We start from the raw sequence: 18,675 nt of genomic DNA on the forward strand, positions 1-18,675 counted from the left end.
AAAAACCTTAAATCTATAAATGAAAAAAATATCTCTACTATTAATTTGTTTATTAATTATTTCGTACGCAAAAGCCCAAGACATTGAACGTCCCATTACTACCGGAGTACCTTTCTTATTGGTTGCCGCAGATGCAAGAGCAGCAGGTTTGGCAGACCAGGGTGTAGCAACAGCAACAGACGCTTATTCTCAACAATGGAATCCTGCAAAATATGCATTTGCAGTAGAAGCACAAGGGCTTTCAATAAGCTATACTCCTTATTTGACAGATTTGGCTAACGACATTTCTTTAGGACAACTTACCTATTACAATAAAATTAACGAACGAAGTGCTTTTGCAACAAGCTTTCGTTTCTTTGGTTTTGGAGGAATTGAACTAAGAGAAACCGGAGATCCAAATGAGCCTACAAGAGAAGTAAATCCTAATGAATTTGCCCTAGACGGATCTTATTCATTAAAATTAAGCGATAAATTTTCTATGGCCGTTGGCGCAAGATACATCCGTTCAAACTTAAAAATCCCTTCAACCGACATTGATGCATCAGCTGCAAGTTCTTTTGCAGTAGACATCGCTGGTTTTTATCAATCTGATGAAATCGCTTATGCTGATTTTAACGGAAGATGGAGAGCAGGTTTTAATATGCAAAATTTAGGGCCAAAAATAAGCTATGATAATGATGATATAAGTGCAAACTTCTTGCCTGCAAACCTAAGATTGGGTGGAGGTTTTGATTTTATTTTAGACGACTACAATAAAGTTGGTGTAAGTTTAGAATTTACAAAACTTTTAGTACCAACTCCTCCAGGACCTGGAACTGCAGTTGATGCAAACGGAGATGGGGACTTTACAGATGCCGGAGACATTTCTCAGGCAGATGCCGATGCCGCAAATTATAATGCTTACAATGATATTGGCTGGGTTTCGGGAATATTTAAATCTTTTGGAGACGCTCCGGGAGGATTTAGCGAAGAACTAAAAGAAATCACATATAGTGTTGGTGCAGAATATATGTATCAGGATTCATTCGCAGTAAGAGCCGGATATTTTCACGAAAGCCCTGAAAAAGGAGCCAGACAATTTTTCTCTTTAGGAGCAGGATTCAAGTATAGCGCAGTAAAAATTGACGTATCTTACTTATTTTCGTCATCAAAAGTTAAAAATCCTTTAGAAAACACGCTTCGTTTTTCTTTAACGTTTAACTTTGGCGACAAATACGAGCAATACTAAACAAAAAAAATTAAAACAATATAACAATCCAAATTTCTGATTTTAGAAATTTGGATTTTTTTTCCCTTAAAAAGAATGAAAGAAATAAGCGTTACATCATCATTTTTAGTTTATGATTCAATAAAAGAACTTTCAAATGAAGTTCAGGACTTAATGGAACAGGCAATTGAAATTCGAAAAAAAGCATATGCACCCTACTCAAAATTTAGAGTTGGCGCCGCTTTACTTTTAGATAACGGAAAAATAGTTTTAGGATCAAATCAGGAAAACGCAGCTTATCCTTCAGGATTATGCGCAGAACGTGTGGCTATTTTTCACGCCGGAAGTGTTTATCCGGAGGCCAAAATCTTAAAAATGGCAATTACAGCAGCGTCAGACACCAATCAGACAAAAGCTCCGATTCCACCATGTGGCTCATGCCGTCAATCAATAGCAGAATACGAAATTAAACAGGAAACCCCTATAGAAATCTATTTTATGGGTGAAATTGGAGAAGTTTACCAATCAACATCCCTTAAAAATTTGCTCCCTTTTATGTTTGATAAAAAGTTCTTGTAAAAAAAAGCCAAAAAGTAGCGTTTAAATTTTAGTTCTTAAATGTAATGTCTTATTTTTGCATCCCGACCTTTCGGGCGCAAATTTGTGGGAGGAAACTATTTTGCGTTATAGGCAACAATTGATAACACAAACAAACTTTAGCAAAAGAAAGAATTCAGATGAAAGAAGTTACAAAAGAAGTATATTTAAAGTGGTACGAAGACATGCTGCTTTGGAGAAAGTTTGAAGACAAACTTGCAGCATTATACATTCAACAAAAAGTTAGAGGTTTTCTACACTTATATAATGGTCAGGAAGCTGTATTAGCAGGCGCGTTGCACGCTATGGACCTGACTAAAGATAAAATGATTACTGCTTACAGAAACCACGTGCAGCCAATTGGTATGGGAGTTGACCCCAGAAACGTAATGGCTGAACTTTTAGGAAAAGTAACAGGAACTTCTAAAGGTATGGGAGGTTCTATGCACATTTTCTCTAAAGAACACCGTTTTTACGGAGGTCACGGTATTGTAGGTGGACAAATTCCGGTAGGAGCTGGTTTGGCTTTTGCTGATAAATATTTCAATACTGGCGGTGTTACCATGACTTATTTTGGTGACGGAGCTGCAAGACAAGGTTCATTACACGAAGCTTTCAACATGGCTATGTTATGGAAATTACCAGTTGTATTTATCGTTGAAAACAACGGTTATGCAATGGGAACATCTGTAGAAAGAACTGCAAACCATACTGATATCTGGAAACTTGGTTTAGGATACGAAATGCCTTGCGGACCTGTTGACGGAATGAATCCTGTAAAAGTTGCAGAAGCTATGCACGAAGCTATCGAAAGAGCACGTCGTGGAGACGGACCAACTTTCCTTGAAATGAAAACGTATCGTTACAGAGGACACTCAATGTCTGATGCACAATTATACCGTTCTAAAGAAGAGGTTGAAGAATACAGAAAAATTGACCCAATTACTCAGGTTTTAGACGTAATTATGGATCAAAAATACGCTACAGAAGAAGAAATTGAAGCAATTGATCAAAGAGTTAAGGATTTAGTTGAAGAATGCCAGAAATTTGCTGAAGAATCTCCATATCCTGAATTGCAACAATTATACGATGTAGTATACGCACAAGAAGACTATCCATTTACACCTCATAAACTATAATTAATTATGGCTATTAAAGTAACAATGCCTCGTTTGAGCGATACTATGACGGAAGGAACGGTAGCGACTTGGCTTAAAAAAGTAGGCGACAAAATTAGCGAAGGAGATATCCTTGCTGAAATTGAAACAGACAAAGCAACAATGGAGTTCGAATCTTTTAACGAAGGAACTCTTTTACATATTGGAATTCAGACTGGAGAAACTGCTCCGGTTGATTCATTATTAGCAATTATTGGAAAAGAAGGAGAGGATATTTCAGCACTTTTAGCTGGTGGAGATGCTCCTGCCGAAGCTCCAAAAGCAGAAAGTAAAGAAACTCCTGCTGCTGAAGCAAAAACAGAAACTGCTGCTCCTGCAAAAGCTGCAACTGAATTACCAAAAGGTGTTATAGTAGTAACTATGCCACGTTTGAGTGATACAATGACAGAAGGAACTGTAGCAACCTGGTTGAAAAAAGTAGGTGATACAGTTGCTGAAGGAGATATTTTAGCAGAAATTGAAACAGACAAAGCTACAATGGAGTTTGAGTCTTTCAATGCCGGAACATTATTATACATCGGTATTCAGGAAGGAAATACTGCGCCTGTTGATAGCTTATTAGCTATCATTGGACCAGCAGGAACTGACATTGCCGGAATTGCTGAAAATTATACTGCCGGAGGCGCTGCAACTGCAAGTGCTCCTGCAACAGAAGAAAAAGCTGCTGCTCCTACTGCTGAAAAAGCTACAGAAGCTGTTGCCGATAATTCAAACGGAGGAAGAATTTTAGCTTCTCCATTAGCGAAGAAAATTGCTTCAGATAAAGGAATCCAATTAACTCAGGTTAAAGGTTCTGGAGAAAACGGACGTATCGTAAAAAGCGATATCGAAAACTTTACTCCATCTACACAAGCAAAACCTGCTGCAAGTGCTGACGCTAAATCAGAAACTGCTGCACCATCTGCTCCGAAAGTATTTGTTCCTGCCGGAGAAGTTTACACAGAAGAGATCAAAAATTCTCAAATGCGTAAAATTATCGCAAAACGTTTAGCCGAATCTTTATTTACAGCACCTCACTACAACTTAGTGATCGAAGTAAGCATGGACGAAGCAATGGGCGCAAGAGCAACTATCAATACTGTTCCTGATACAAAAGTATCATTCAATGATATGGTGATTAAAGCTTGTGCTTTGGCATTGAAAAAACATCCAAAAATTAACTCTCAGTGGAAAGAAGATGCTATCATCATCAACCACCACGTTAATATTGGTGTTGCTGTAGCTGTTGAAGACGGATTAGTAGTTCCTGTATTGAAATTTACAGATGCTATGAGTTTATCTCAAATTGGTGCTTCAGTAAGAGATCTTGCAGGAAGAGCTAAAAACAAAAAATTAGGGCCACAAGAAATGGAAGGAAGTACTTTTACAGTATCTAACCTTGGAATGTTTGGTATTACTGAATTTAATTCAATTATCAACCAACCAAACTCTGCTATCCTTTCTGTAGGTGCAATTGTTGAGAAACCAGTAGTTAAAAACGGTCAGATTGTAGTTGGAAACACAATGATGTTATCATTAGCTTGTGACCACAGAACAATTGACGGTGCAACCGGAGCTCAATTTTTACAAACGTTAAAACAATACATCGAAAGCCCGGTTACAATGTTGGCATAATCGATTGTTTACATATTTAAATCCCGTTTTGAGTAATCAGAACGGGATTTTTTATTTAATTTAGTTTCTCAATTTCAATACTTCATAAATATGAAAAAAATATTCTTAGTAACCTTATTTTTAGCAGCTTTTGCGTGTCAGAAAAAAGATCAGACAGAAAAAACAACCACTGCTAAAGCTACTATTAAAGACGAACACACTTTTTCTAAAGCAGATCTTGCTGTTGTAAAACACTTAGATCTTGATATCAAAGTAGACTTTGATACACAAACAATCTCAGGAAAAGCTTCCTGGCAAATTGATAATATTAGCAAAGGAAACGAAATTATCTTTGATGAAAACACGCTAAATATTACCAAAGTAACTTTAGGCGACGAAGAAAAAGAAACTAAATTCGAACTCGGTGCAGCAGTTGAATTTCACGGAAAACCACTTCATATTACTATTGAACCAAACACTACAAAAGTTAACATCTATTATAGTACAACCAAAGATGCTGTTGCATTGCAATGGCTAAATCCGCAACAAACTGCAGATAAAAAGAAACCTTTTGTTTTCTCTCAGGGAGAAAGTATTTGGTCTCGTACCTGGATTCCGTGTCAGGATTCACCGGGAATACGCTTTACTTATAATGCAAAAGTTACGGTTCCTAAAGATTTATTGGCTGTAATGAGCGCCTCTGTAAATCCGCAACAAAAAAATGATACGGGAGTTTATACTTTCAAACAAGACAAAGCGATTCCATCTTACTTAATGGCAATTGCTGTTGGAGACATTGCTTTTCAATCAATTGACAACAGAACCGGAGTTTATGCTGAACCTTCTATATTAAAAAAAGCTGCATGGGAATTTGCTGAGCTAGGAAAAATGGTTGGCGCTGCAGAAAAACTTTACGGACCATATCGTTGGGGACGTTATGATGTTTTGGTTTTACCTCCAAGTTTTCCTTATGGCGGAATGGAAAATCCAAACTTAACTTTCCTGACTCCGGGCGTTATTGCCGGCGATCGCTCTTTGACGAGTTTATTGGCGCACGAATTAGGCCACAGCTGGAGCGGAAACTTAGTAACCAACGCAACCTGGGATGATATTTGGTTAAACGAAGGTTTCACTACTTATGTAGAACACAGAATTGGCGAAGAAATTTTCGGTAAAAAAGAAGCTGAAATGCAGGATGTCCTAACTCGTAAAGATTTAGATGATAATATAGCTGAATATGGAGCAACAAATCCAGATACAAGATTAAAAGTAAGCCTTACCAACAGAAACCCAGATGACGGAATTAGCCAGATTCCTTATGTAAAAGGCTATAACTTCCTGAAAGTAATCGAAGAGGCTGTTGGTCGTGAAAAATTCGATCCGTTTATTAAAAACTATTTTGATGCGCATGCTTTTCAATCTATAACAACAGAAGACTTCGTAAAATACCTAAAAGAGAATCTTATTAAAGATGACAAAGCCCTGGCTGATAAAATCAAATTAGACGACTGGATTTATAAACCAGGCGTTCCATCAAACATTACAACTCCTTCTTCTGAAGATTTTACTGCAATAGATAACATTCAGAAAAACTGGAGAACAACAGGCGTTAAAGGATTAAGCGAAAAGATAAAATCAACAACGGAAAAACAACATTTTATCGATTATTTACCTGCAGATATTACAGCCAAAGAAATGACAGCAATTGATAATGAGTTCAGTTTTACTAAAAACGGAAACTTCGTTATTAAACGTCAATGGTTTGTTCAGGCAATTCGTCATCAATACAAAACCGCTTATCCTGTTATTGAACAATTTATGATTGCAACGAGCAGAACAGGATCGTTAATGACACTTTATAAAGAATTGGTTAAAACTCCGGAAGGAAAAACCTGGGCAAAACAAATTTTTGAAAAAGCAAAATCTGGTTATCATGCCACAACTGTTCAGGCTGTTGAAGGTTTGTTGAAATAGTTTTCAGTCACAGCAAAAAGTGACAGTAAACAGTTTTAAATTTAAAAGTTTACATCCCCAATATCAAGATAATTGATAATTGGGGATTTTTTATATCCCATAGGGATTATATATTGGTAGAAAAAATCCAAGTATTACAATCATTGTCCCGTTAGGGACTACATATATTACATATTGTGCAGTCCCTAACGGGACAAATAATCAAAATGGATATTTTCTTTCTACCAATATATAATCCCTACGGGATATAACTATTCAATTTTATATATACAGGGAAATTATCCACCACATACAGTACATTCCCCTAAATATTAGCAATTAAAAACCTTAATTTTTATTCTTCGCTTCAATCCATTTTGCCATGTATTTGGTGCTTTTTAAAGTATGGTGCTGCAGCAAACTTCCCATAAAATTATGCAAACGATGATTTTCAAAATCATTCAATAATGAATTAATTGTTTTAATTAATTCATCTGAATATTTATTTTTTTGATAGCACTCGTTCACAATTGCGATTCCATTTTTTTGGGCTTGCTTCCACAAATTTTCATTTTGATATAGTGTAACTGCATGTTTTGCAAACTCCTGAATATCATCAGTAATAAAACCATTCCACGGCAAATTACCATGCATTGCTTCCGAACCAATTGTTGTGGTTGCACTTGGTGTTCCGCATTGCATTGCTTCTAACAATTTTCCTTTTAAACCTGCACCAAAACGAATTGGAGCCAAAACAATTCTGGCGTTTTTTACAATTTCGTTGGCATCTTCTGCCCTTCCCATAATAAAAAAACCGCTTTTAGGCTGATGCAATTGCAGTACTTTTTGTGATGGATATGCGCCATAAACTTCTAAAATAGCTTCGGGAAACTGTTTTTTAATTTCGCCCCAAATTGTTTCTTTTAAATACTGAACTGTATTCCAATTTGGTTCATGAAGAAAATTTCCGATGAAAACAAAATTCTTGCGTTCTTCAAAAGAAGGTAATTCCTGAAGATTTTCCTCAGACATTTTATCAACTAAAAAAGGTAAATAATGAAGCAGATTGGAATCAATTTTAAAAGTATCTTTTAGGAGATCCATTTCAAATTCTGAAATAATAAAAGATAAGTCACATCTTAAAATACTCGCAATTTCACGTTTTGCAACTTCCTCAGATAACAAATCATGAACTTCAAAAGTTCGATTTTCTTTAAAAGCTTTTTGTCTCGCTGTTCTCAAACAATGTAAATCTTCAGTATCCAGTAAACGAATTGCTTTTGGACAGTTTTCTGAAACCCGCCATCCAAATTGTTCTTCAATCATAAAACGATCAAATAAAACAACATCCGGATTTAATGCCATAATAAAATCATCAAAACTGGAATTATTCAATTCTATGGTTCTTTTTTCAACTCCAAAAGCTTTCAAATCAACCATAAAATCACTGTCTAATGCCGGGCTTGCAAATGTAATTTCAAATCCATTTGTTGCAAAAATAGAAATCAACTGCATCATTCTTCCACCCGCTGCAGACGAATTTGGCTCCGGCCAGACAAAACCAATAATTAAAAGTTTTTTTGTGTGATTCATTTGATTTGTTTCAAGTTACAAAATAATACTATTTTGCGCGGATTTGCACCATATTTCCTGACTTTCGGCGATAAAAAACACTAATTTTGCAGAACACTTTTTTCTATAAAATTATGTTAGGATTAAAATTAGCCACAGACCCTCGTTGGGTAAATATCGTCGAATCGAATATCGAAGAAATTTTAACGGATCATGCGTGGTGCGAGCAAAAAGCAGCTTCAAACGCCATTAGTTTAGTTACTTACAATTCTGAATTGGAAGAATTAGTAACCGAAATGCTTGTAATTGCAAGAGAAGAACTGGAACATTTGCAGATGGTTCACGACATAATTAAAAAAAGAGGCCTGACTTTGGGCCGCGAAAGAAAAGATCATTATGTAAATGAACTTTTTAAATTTATGAAGAAAGATGGAAGCCGTAAAGACGCGCTTTGCGATCGTTTATTGTTTTCGGCAATGATCGAAGCCAGGAGTTGTGAGCGCTTTAAAGTACTTTCTGAAAATATAAAAGACGAAGAATTAGCCAAATTTTATCGTGATTTGATGATTTCTGAAGCAGGACATTATACTACTTTTTTAGGCTTTGCCAGAAAATATACAGACAATATAGACATCGACAAACGCTGGAAAGAATGGATTGAATATGAAGGTTCGATCATAACCAATTACGGAAAAAGCGAAACCGTTCACGGATAAAAAAACTGTTATCCAATCCTAATTCAAATATAAATCATATCACAATTTTAAATGCCAACTAATAAATTTAAATCGGTCTTACTAAAAACAGGTAAATACCTGGCAATAACTTTTGCTGTTATTCTGGGGTTATTGTTTTTAACGCCTATTATTTTTGAAGATCAAATTAAGGATCAAATCAAAAAAACGGCGAATGAAAGGCTAAGCGCCGAATTGAATTACTCTGATGTTTCTGTATCTTTTTTTCGTCATTTTCCTTCTTTGACCTTAACATTAAATGATTTAAGTCTTAATGGTTCTGCACCTTATAAAGCTGAAAAATTTATTACCGCAAAAGAGGTTTCGTTTGGAATAAACGTTGCAAGTTTAGTTTTTGGCCGATCTGTAAAAATCGACCAGATTTATTTGTCTGACTCGTTTATAAATGTAAAAGTCAATAAAAATGGTGAAGCCAATTACAACATTTACAAATCTACGGCGCAGACAACCACACAAAAAGACAGCTCAGATACAGCTTTAAAATTGGAGCGAATTGAAATCATCAATAGTAAAATTATTTATGATGATCAATCTACAAAAGTACATTTTGATGCTCTTGGTTTTAATTATTTAGGAAAAGGGGATTTAAATAAATCTGTTTTCGATTTATACTCAAAAGCAAAAGTCGAAAAACTAAATATTGTTTATGAGGATGAGCCTTACTTAATGAACAAAAAAATTGATGCTGATTTGATTACGAAAGTAAACATCAATTCGTTATCATTCTTTTTCCAACAAAACAATTTAAAAATAAATCAGCTGGTAGTCGATTTTAAAGGAAATTTCAATTTTCTGAAAGACGGCTATAATATGGACTTGGCAATAAAATCAGAAAATAGCGATTTATACGATGTTTTCACTGCTTTTCCACCAAAATACATCACCTGGCTTTCTAAAACAGAACTAAAAGGTAATACTAATTTACTTTTAACAGTAAAAGGAGACTATATTGCTTCGCAAAAAAAAGCTCCGGACCTTAATTTAGATGTAAAAATTGACAACGGATTTGTGAATTATAACAAAAGTGCTTTTCCGGTTTCTGATCTTAATTTAGAGGTGAAAACAAAAGTTCCTTCATTAGATCCTGAACTTTTAATTGTTGATGCCAAAAATATATCACTGAAGATCAATAACGATTATTTAAAATCAAAGTTATATATGGAAGGCTTAAGCACTCCAAATATTGACGCCGATTTTAAAGCCAAAATAGATCTTGCCAAATTAAATAAAGCTCTTGGAATTCCTGATTTGGAATTAAAAGGAACTTTGGCCGGAGATGTAAAAGCGAAGGGGAAATTCGATCAAAAAAACAAACTTTTTCCTGTTACAAAAGGAAATATTGATTTAGAGAACGGCTATATTAAAACAAAATATTATCCAAATGCGATTACCAACATTGTTGTAAAATCTAACATCAGCAATCAAAAAGGAACTTTTCAGGATTTGAAAGTGAATTTAAAACCAGCTCAGTTTACTTTTGAAGGAAAACCTGTTTTTGTATCTGCTGCTTTAAGCGATTTTGATGATTTAAATTACGACATCAAAGCAAATGGTGAACTTGATGTAAATAAAATATACAAAGTGTTTTCTCAAAAAGGTTTGGATTTAGATGGTTTTATAAAAGCTGATTTGGTTTTAAAAGGCAAACAAAGCGACGCTGAAAAAGGAAATTACAGCAAACTTTACAACAAAGGAACGCTTGAACTTAGAAACATTGGAGTTGCATCAGAATATCTGCCTAAAAAATTCATCATTAAGGAAGGTATTTTCAAAATCAATCAGGATAAAATGTCTTTCAATAACTTTTTGGCTGCTTATGGGCAATCAGATTTTAAGATGAACGGATATTTGCAGAACGTTTTTAATTATATAACAACAAATACAGGAGTTTTAAAAGGCTCTTTTACGGTTTCGGCGAGATATATTAATGTTGATGAATTTATGTCTGAAACAGATACAAATGCAGCTTCTCAAACGGAAACCAAACAAACTGGAGTTATTATTATTCCAACCAATTTAAATTTGCAATTAATGGCGCATGCCCAAAAAGTTTATTTTGACAAATTAAATCTTCAAAATGCCAGCGGAAATTTAAAGATGAACCAAGGCAAACTGAGCATGCAAAATACAGGCTTCAATTTAATTGGCTGTAATGTTGCTATGAATGGCAATTATCAGGCTGTGACGCCTCAAAAAGCAAATTTTGACTACAGCATTAAAGCTTCTGATTTTGATATTAAAAGGGCTTACAATGAAGTTGAAGTTTTTAGAAAAATGGCTAGTGCAGCCGAAAAAGCACAAGGAATTGTATCGCTTGATTATCAGTTAAAAGGGAGATTAAACGAAAACATGAAACCGGTTTATCCATCGCTTGTTGGCGGAGGAACACTTTCTGTAAAAAACGTAAAAGTAAGAGGTTTGAAAATGTTTAATGCCGTAAGCAAACAAACCAATTCTGAATCCATGAAAAACCCTGATCTTTCAAAAGTTGAAATAAAAAGTAAGATCAAGAATAATATCATAACGGTTGAACGCTTTAAATTTAAGTTTGCAGGCTTCAGGCCAAGAATTGAAGGAACTACAAGTTTAGACGGAAAATTAAATCTAAAAATGCGTTTGGGATTGCCTCCGTTAGGTATTTTCGGAATTCCGTTAACCGTGACAGGAACTCAGGATAGTCCTAAAGTAAAAGTTGGCCGTAAAACTGAGGATTTGGAAGAAACGAAGGATACGGAATAGAATAAATTAAATCCCAATTTAAAAATCCCAAATTCCAATTCCCGACAATCTTATCATTTCGACCGAAGGGAGAAATAACACAAAGTGAAGACACTCTCTGGATGCGATTTCTCCCTTCGCTCGAAATTACAAAACAATTATAACTTAAGCCACGTACAACACGCCCGAAACATATAAAATACCTTTGGCCAGCAACCACAATAATACCGCCATTCCAAGAAATCCCCAAGTAGCCGTTTTGCTTCTTTTCCAACTGACAAAAAATGTTGGAATCTCCCAATATTTTATAATAACATAAATACTTGTTCCTATTAACGACGCCCAAATCATTTCTCCGGAATGAATATAAAAACTATACAATAAAACAGCCGAAAGAAAAAGGATGGTAATAAATTGCAAATAATAGTAATTTTTATAATTGTATTTAAAATTATCCTTAAGTGACAATAATAAAAAGGAAATAACCAGCAAACTAGTCAACGCAATTATGACATAGGAAAAAAGCGGATTCTGCTGTGCTATAAAAAATCCATCTATAAGCAAAGCTAAAACCATGCAGGCAGCAAGTGAATAAATACTTCTCTCGATCGAAGTATCTTTAAAAGGTATTAGAATTGGCGATATATATTTCTCTAAAACACGCCAAAAAGGTAAAGCACAAATAGCCGCCATACCAGACACAACAATCTCATAATTATATAATGTATCACCCGGAACTTTATATAAGACATACAAAAGAGCGACAGTCACAATAATTGCAGGAAGACAAATTGTTTTTACCGTTTCCCATTTATTGTTTCCCCAGAAATTGTCTTTTATTTGAAAAACATACTTCTGAACCAGATATTTTCTTGTAAAAATGGCAGTTGACTGACTCCACAATAAAAACAGACCTGTATGAATTACTACTGTTCTCAGTGTCATTTCTTCTAAATAGCATCCTCCAATAATGCATGCAACGCCTATCAGTAACAACTCATACGTAAGCAAAATGGCCGAAAACAAAAGCCTGAATAACGGTGCAAATTGTTTTATAAGAACACCTATTAGCAAATTCCAATAATTACGTAATAAAGCAATTATGGCACAAATTGCAATAAAAGCGGCCAAATACAACATCCAATTCGTGAGTGATTGCGTTTGCATCCAAATTTGAACTGCAGAATCTTTTACCGGAATATAAACTACATGAGAGTTGACGTAAATTTCATTTGCTAATTGATTTCTTACCGAATCATTGAGTGCAGAAAACTGATTTTTATGTTTTAGCCAATATGTATTGGCGTCAGAACCGCCTTTTTGTAAAACTGCGAATTCGTATAAAATCTTTTTTTGAATATCGTTTAATGACGCTATTTGTTCAGTAGGATGAATTTCTTTTGCAAACAGACTTGTGCAGAAAAGAAATAAAAGAAAAACTATTTTTTTCAAAATTTGAGTGGTTTAGTCCAGTCAAAAATACAAATAATACAGTGGAAAAAATCCAAAATTAATCCCGAAGCTTCGGGACCAAATTCCAATAATAAAAAAGCCTTCTTTTGTATCAATTTCGACTAAACAAAAATCACATAACGCTGATTATATGATGCTTTCAATAATAAAACAATAAAATTTACCGTTTTATTTATATTATGTATACGCCGATAGCCAATTTCAATTTACAGAAAAAGAAAAAACCCGCTCTTTTCAGAACGGGTTTTTTTAATAAGTAATTTTATGATTATGCTTCGAATGGAAGGATAGATACATAAGATTTGTTATCTTTTTTCTTTTGGAACTTAACAACTCCAGCTACTCTTGCGTGTAGTGTGTGATCTTTACTGATGTAAACGTTTTCACCTGGATTATGTTTTGAACCTCTTTGTCTAACGATGATGTTCCCAGCAATAGCAGCTTGACCACCAAAAATCTTAACGCCTAAACGTTTTGATTCTGATTCTCTACCATTCTTCGAACTACCGACACCTTTCTTGTGAGCCATGACGTATGAGTTTAAATATTGTTATTATTCTTTAGTAGCTTCTTTTTTTGCTTTTGGAGCTGCTGCTTTTTTTGCTTTTGGAGCTGCTTCAACTTCAGTAGCCGGAGCTTCTTCTGCTACAACTGCTTTTTTAGCTGCTGCTTTTTTAGTTCCACCTGCTGCAGTAATACCTTCAATTACAATTTGAGTAAGATATTGTCTGTGACCATTTCTCTTTTTGTACCCTTTTCTTCTTTTCTTTTTGAAAACGATAACTTTATCTCCTTTTAAGTGTTGTAACACTTTAGCTTCTACTGAAGCACCTTCTATAGCTGGGGCGCCTAAAGTTACGTTTCCATTATCGTCTAATAAAAGAACTTTGTCAAAAGAAACTTTTGAACCTTCTTCATTAGCCAAACGGTGAACATAAACCTTTAAGTCTTTGCTTACTTTGAATTGTTGCCCTGCTATCTCTACGATTGCATACATACCAAATTGATTTATTGATTTTTAAGGTTGCAAATATACAATTAATAATTTACTGTGCAATCTCTTATTTCAAAAATATTTTCCTCGCATTAAAGTCTGTTTTTCAAGGTGTTTTATGGCTTTAAAAAACATATCCCGATGTAAAGGACTGTTAAAGTAGCATCAAAATATTGGCTAATATTAAAATCATCATTAAAAAAACTTATTTTTGATGTAACTATAATTACCTCTTGACTACCTACTATAATATTAGGTAATAAAAATTATTAATCTTTATGAAAAATTCGATAATGATGTTAAGTGCTGCATTAATGCTTGGCGGAGTAGCTCATGCTCAAAAAGTAGCTTTTGAAGAATATAATTTAGACAACGGCATGCATGTTATTTTGCACAACGATCCTTCGGCGCCAGTTGTTGTAACTTCTGTGATGTATCATGTGGGATCTAAAGATGAACGTCCTGATCGTACAGGTTTTGCTCACTTTTTTGAGCATTTGTTATTTGAAGGAACCCAAAATATAAAACGCGGCGAATGGATGAAAATTGTTACCGCAAATGGCGGAGTAAACAATGCCAATACATCTGATGACAGAACTTATTATTATGAAGTTTTCCCGTCAAATAGTTTAGAACTTGGTTTATGGATGGAATCTGAAAGATTGATGCACCCAATTATCAACAAAATTGGAGTTGATACGCAAAATGAAGTCGTAAAAGAAGAAAAGAGAATGCGTTACGACAATCAGCCTTATGGAAATATTTTACCTGAAGTTAAAAAAAACATGTTCAAAAACCATCCGTATCGCTGGACAACAATTGGCTCTATGAAAGATCTGGATGCTGCAACTCTTGAAGAATTTCAGGCTTTTAATAAAAAATTCTACACCCCAAATAATGCCGTTTTAGTTGTTGCAGGCGATTTTGACAAAACAAAAACCAAAGAATGGATTCAGAAATATTTTGGTCCAATTCCAAAAGGGGAAGTTGTAAAAAAACAAACTTTTACAGAAGAACCAATTAATCAAACAATAAAAGCAACTTACGAAGATCCTAATATTCAGATTCCGATGGTCGTTGCTTCGTACAGAACACCATCAATGAAAACAAGAGATGCCCGGGTTTTAGACTTAATCTCTTCTTATTTAAGCGATGGAAAAAGCTCAAAATTGTACAAAAAAATAGTTGATGATAAAAAAATGGCGCTTCAAATTGGTGCTGTCGGCTTTAGTCAGGAAGATTACGGAATGTACATTCTATACGGTTTGCCAATGCAACCCAATACAACTGCAGACATTTTAAAAGAAATGGATGAGGAAATTGTTAAAATACAAACCGATTTGATTTCTGAAAAAGACTATCAAAAATTACAAAATAAATTTGATAATAATTTTGTCAACGCAAACGCAAGTGTCGAAGGAATTGCAGAAAATTTAGCTTCTTATTATTTACTTTATGGAGATGTAAATCTTATAAATACCGAAATCGACCTCTACCACTCTATAACAAGAGAAGAAATTAGAGATGTCGCTAAAAAGTATTTAAACCCTAATCAGCGTTTAATTTTAGATTATGTTCCTTCAAAAAAAGTTGAAAACTAAGAGTCTCAAATCATGAAAAAAATACATACAATTTTAATCCTTTTATTCCTAACGGGAATTATGCAAGCACAAGATCGCCCACAACCTAAACCAGGTAACGCACCAGTAGTCAACATCAAAAAACCACAAACTTTTGTTTTGGCAAACGGTATGAAAGTTTTGGTGGTTGAAAATCATAAATTACCAAGAGTAAGTTTTAATCTTACGCTTGACAACGCTCCTTTTACAGAAGGAAACAAAAAAGGCGTTGACGAATTAACCAGCAGTTTAATTGGAAACGGCTCTAAAAAAACAAAAAAAGAAGCTTTTAATGAAGAAATTGATTTTTATGGCGCAAGCATCAATTTTACTTCATCTGGCGCTTATGCAAGTTCGCTTTCTAAATATTCCGGAAGAGTTCTGGAGCTTTTAGCCGAAGGCGCTTTACAGCCAAATTTTACTCAGGAAGAATTTGATAAGGAAAAAGCAAAATTATTAGAAGGGCTTAAAGCCGATGAAAAAAGCGTTCCGGCAATTGCCAATCGCGTTGTAGATGTTTTGGCTTTTGGAAAAAATCATCCTGCGGGAGAATTTATTTCTGAAGAAACGTTGAAAAATGTAACACTTGCAGATGTTCAGGCAAATTATGCTACTTATTTTGTTCCTGAAAATGCTTATTTGGTTGTAATTGGAGATATTAAATTTAAAGAAACAAAAGCAGCCGTAGAAAAGCTTTTTGGCGAATGGAAAAAACAAAGCGCTCCAAAAAACACTTACTCAGATCCGCAAAATGTATCAAAACTTCAAATTGATTTTGTTGATGTTCCAAATGCAGTTCAATCTGAAATTTCATTGGTAAATACAGTGAATTTAAAAATGAGTGATCCTGATTTTTTCCCTGCTGTAATTGCAAATCAAATTTTGGGCGGTGATTTCAACAGCTATTTAAACATGAATCTGCGCGAACAACATGCCTGGACATACGGTGCTAACTCAAACATTGGAAGCGGAAAATATGTTACAAAATTCAAAGCAACATCTGCAGTTCGAAATGCGGTTACCGATAGTGCCGTTACCGAATTTGTAAAAGAAATTAAAAGAATCAGAACAGAAAAAGTTTCTGATGATGTGTTGAAAAACGTAAAAGCAGGTTATATCGGAAGATTTGTAATGCAGGTTGAAAAACCTCAGGCCGTGGCTCGTTACGCTTTAAATATCGAAACAGAAAAGCTTCCGGCTGATTTCTATGAAAAATACATTCAGACGATTAACAATGTTACTCCAGATGATATTTATCGTGTTGCCAACAAATATTTCCCTCTTGATAATATGCGAATTGTTATCGTAGGAAAAGGATCTGAAGTACTAAGCGGTTTAGAAAAACTTCAAATTCCTATTTATTATTTTGACAAATACGGAAACCCTGTTGAAAAACCGGTAAGCAAAAAAGAAGCTCCGGCTGAAATCACCGCAAAAACTGTGTTTGAGAATTACATCAAAGCGATTGGTGGCGAAAAAGCGGTTTCTGCAGCAAAAACACTTTCCATGAAAGGTTCGACGACAATTCCGCAAGCACCGACTCCTTTAACTTTTACTTCAAAATTAGATTCAAAAGGAAAAATGATGGTTTCACTTTCTATGGGAACTATGGCTTTGATGAAGCAAGTTGTAAACGACAAAGGTGCTTATATAGAACAACAAGGACAACGTAAAAATCTTGAAGGCGCAGATTTAGCCGAAATGAAAGCAAACGCAGCTCCTTTTGAGGAATTGCTATTAAGCAAAAAAACCGGTTTAAAAGTTGAAGGAATAGAACCAATAAACGGCAACGACGCTTATTCTATAAAAGATGGAAAAACTATTTATTATTATGATGTAAAATCAGGATTAAAAGTAGCCGAAACCAAAATAAAAGAGCAAAGCGGACAATCTACAACACAAACAACTTATTTTAATGATTATAAAGAAGTAAAAGGCGTAAAAGTTCCTTTTAATCTAATACAAAATGCAGGTTTTGAATTAGACATTAAAATGTCTGAGATTAAGATAAATGAAGGAGTTTCTGAAGCAGATTTTCTTTAGGAAGGTTCTGAGGTGCTAAGGCGCTGTCCCGAAGCTTCGGGACTAAGATTTTTAGAAGCTTTGTCAAAGTTTAAAACTTTGACAAAGCTTCTTTTATTTCTTAGCCGACAAATAAACTCCGATCAAAATAATAAAAGCACCAAAAAACTGAACTGGCGTTAGCATTTCATTATCTAATAATCCCCAGAAAAAAGCAACTATCGGAATTAAATACGTTACTGATGTTGCAAAGACAGGCGATGACATTTGAATTAATTTAAAGAATAAAACATTTGCAATTCCGGTACCTAAAACACCCAAAATCATTACAAATAAAATAGAATGCTTTGTTGCTTCAAGATTTATTCTTTGTGTAAAATCGGTTGTACTTAAAATAATTAATGCAGGAATAAGCAAGACCGTAAAATTTCCGGTTGTGATGCTTAATGAATTCAAATCCGGCAAATACTTCTTGATTAGATTTACATTTATGGCGTAACAAATCGTTGCAATTACGACCAAAAGAACATAATAATAATTTTGTCCCGGATGCGCAGAAGCACCGCTTAAAACCAGCAACAGACATCCAATTAAACCAACGAAAACTCCTAAAACCTGACGTTTTTGAAATTGTATTCCGAAAGCAATTATTCCTAGAACCAATGTATTTAAAGGTGTAAGCGAATTTAAAATAGCTACAATCGAGCTATCGACCTGAGTTTCGGCAATGGCAAAAAAGAAAGCAGGAATAAATGTCCCAAAAACTGATGTTAGCGCCACAAATTTCCATTGACGGCGGGAAATTTTCTTTAAACTTGAAAATCCTACAATAAGCAAAAACAAAGCGGCAAAAATAATTCGGAGTGAACCTACCTGAATTGCTGTTAAACCAACTAATCCTCTTTTAATTAAAATAAAAGAACTTCCCCAAATTAGCGAAAGCAAGAATAAATAAAACCACTTTAATTGTTTTGCATCCATAAATAGTATTTTA

General features: G+C 34.5%; 14 protein-coding genes. 9 read left to right on the forward strand and 5 right to left on the reverse strand.

Going from position 1 to position 18,675, the window contains the following annotated elements:
• Positions 1-19: 19 nt before the first annotated feature.
• The 5 genes from porV to AC4FQ3_RS07465 all read left to right on the forward strand — a co-directional run bounded on the left by porV (position 20) and on the right by AC4FQ3_RS07465 (position 6,549).
• Positions 20-1,228 (forward strand): type IX secretion system outer membrane channel protein PorV, encoded by a 1,209-nt coding sequence (gene porV / locus AC4FQ3_RS07445; protein WP_491181448.1) that lies wholly within the window; start codon positions 20-22, stop codon positions 1,226-1,228.
• A 75-nt stretch (positions 1,229-1,303) separates the two neighbouring features.
• Positions 1,304-1,786: a cytidine deaminase gene (gene cdd, locus AC4FQ3_RS07450; RefSeq protein ID WP_463462321.1), complete on the forward strand. Its 483-nt coding sequence runs from the start codon at positions 1,304-1,306 to the stop codon at positions 1,784-1,786.
• Positions 1,787-1,944: 158 nt separating this feature from the next.
• Complete coding sequence (pdhA, locus tag AC4FQ3_RS07455; protein ID WP_073394942.1) at positions 1,945-2,943, forward strand: pyruvate dehydrogenase (acetyl-transferring) E1 component subunit alpha; 999 nt, start codon at positions 1,945-1,947, stop codon at positions 2,941-2,943.
• A gap of 6 nt (positions 2,944-2,949) precedes the next feature.
• Complete coding sequence (locus AC4FQ3_RS07460) at positions 2,950-4,596, forward strand: dihydrolipoamide acetyltransferase family protein (protein ID WP_491181449.1); 1,647 nt, start codon at positions 2,950-2,952, stop codon at positions 4,594-4,596.
• Between the two features lie 90 nt (positions 4,597-4,686).
• Entirely contained in the window at positions 4,687-6,549 is a 1,863-nt protein-coding gene (locus AC4FQ3_RS07465) for a hydrolase/aminopeptidase (protein ID WP_491181450.1), read from the forward strand.
• 327 nt (positions 6,550-6,876) lie between these two features.
• Here AC4FQ3_RS07465 and AC4FQ3_RS07470 read toward each other — a convergent pair whose 3' ends face one another.
• Positions 6,877-8,121 carry a glycosyltransferase gene (locus AC4FQ3_RS07470; protein WP_491181451.1) on the reverse strand — a complete coding sequence of 415 codons (1,245 nt, stop codon included), beginning with the start codon at positions 8,119-8,121 and terminating at the stop codon, positions 6,877-6,879.
• Between the two features lie 113 nt (positions 8,122-8,234).
• Here AC4FQ3_RS07470 and AC4FQ3_RS07475 point away from each other — a divergent pair, with 113 nt between their 5' ends.
• Entirely contained in the window at positions 8,235-8,816 is a 582-nt protein-coding gene (locus tag AC4FQ3_RS07475; protein ID WP_035685975.1) for a MiaE family protein, read from the forward strand.
• Positions 8,817-8,867: 51 nt separating this feature from the next.
• Positions 8,868-11,594 (forward strand): hypothetical protein, encoded by a 2,727-nt coding sequence (locus AC4FQ3_RS07480; RefSeq protein WP_491181452.1) that lies wholly within the window; start codon positions 8,868-8,870, stop codon positions 11,592-11,594.
• A gap of 144 nt (positions 11,595-11,738) precedes the next feature.
• On the opposite strand, the gene AC4FQ3_RS07485 is transcribed toward AC4FQ3_RS07480, so the two are convergent.
• From AC4FQ3_RS07485 to rplU, 3 genes are all read right to left on the reverse strand, one after another.
• Positions 11,739-13,025 carry a hypothetical protein gene (locus AC4FQ3_RS07485; RefSeq protein ID WP_491181453.1) on the reverse strand — a complete coding sequence of 429 codons (1,287 nt, stop codon included), beginning with the start codon at positions 13,023-13,025 and terminating at the stop codon, positions 11,739-11,741.
• 289 nt (positions 13,026-13,314) lie between these two features.
• On the reverse strand, positions 13,315-13,575 hold the full coding sequence (rpmA, locus tag AC4FQ3_RS07490) for a 50S ribosomal protein L27 (protein WP_017497241.1): 261 nt from the start codon (positions 13,573-13,575) through the stop codon (positions 13,315-13,317).
• 24 nt (positions 13,576-13,599) lie between these two features.
• On the reverse strand, positions 13,600-14,043 hold the full coding sequence (gene rplU / locus AC4FQ3_RS07495) for a 50S ribosomal protein L21 (RefSeq protein ID WP_042566198.1): 444 nt from the start codon (positions 14,041-14,043) through the stop codon (positions 13,600-13,602).
• Between the two features lie 275 nt (positions 14,044-14,318).
• On the opposite strand from rplU, the gene AC4FQ3_RS07500 reads away from it, so the two are divergent.
• Both AC4FQ3_RS07500 and AC4FQ3_RS07505 read left to right on the forward strand, forming a co-directional pair.
• A complete protein-coding gene (locus AC4FQ3_RS07500; RefSeq protein WP_042566197.1) occupies positions 14,319-15,641 on the forward strand; it encodes a M16 family metallopeptidase in 1,323 nt (440 codons plus the stop codon).
• A 12-nt stretch (positions 15,642-15,653) separates the two neighbouring features.
• A complete protein-coding gene (locus AC4FQ3_RS07505) occupies positions 15,654-17,702 on the forward strand; it encodes an insulinase family protein (RefSeq protein WP_491181454.1) in 2,049 nt (682 codons plus the stop codon).
• Between the two features lie 93 nt (positions 17,703-17,795).
• Here AC4FQ3_RS07505 and AC4FQ3_RS07510 read toward each other — a convergent pair whose 3' ends face one another.
• On the reverse strand, positions 17,796-18,662 hold the full coding sequence (locus AC4FQ3_RS07510) for a DMT family transporter (protein ID WP_491181455.1): 867 nt from the start codon (positions 18,660-18,662) through the stop codon (positions 17,796-17,798).
• Positions 18,663-18,675 lie beyond the last annotated feature (13 nt).

This window comes from Flavobacterium sp. AK-345, from assembly GCF_058310175.1.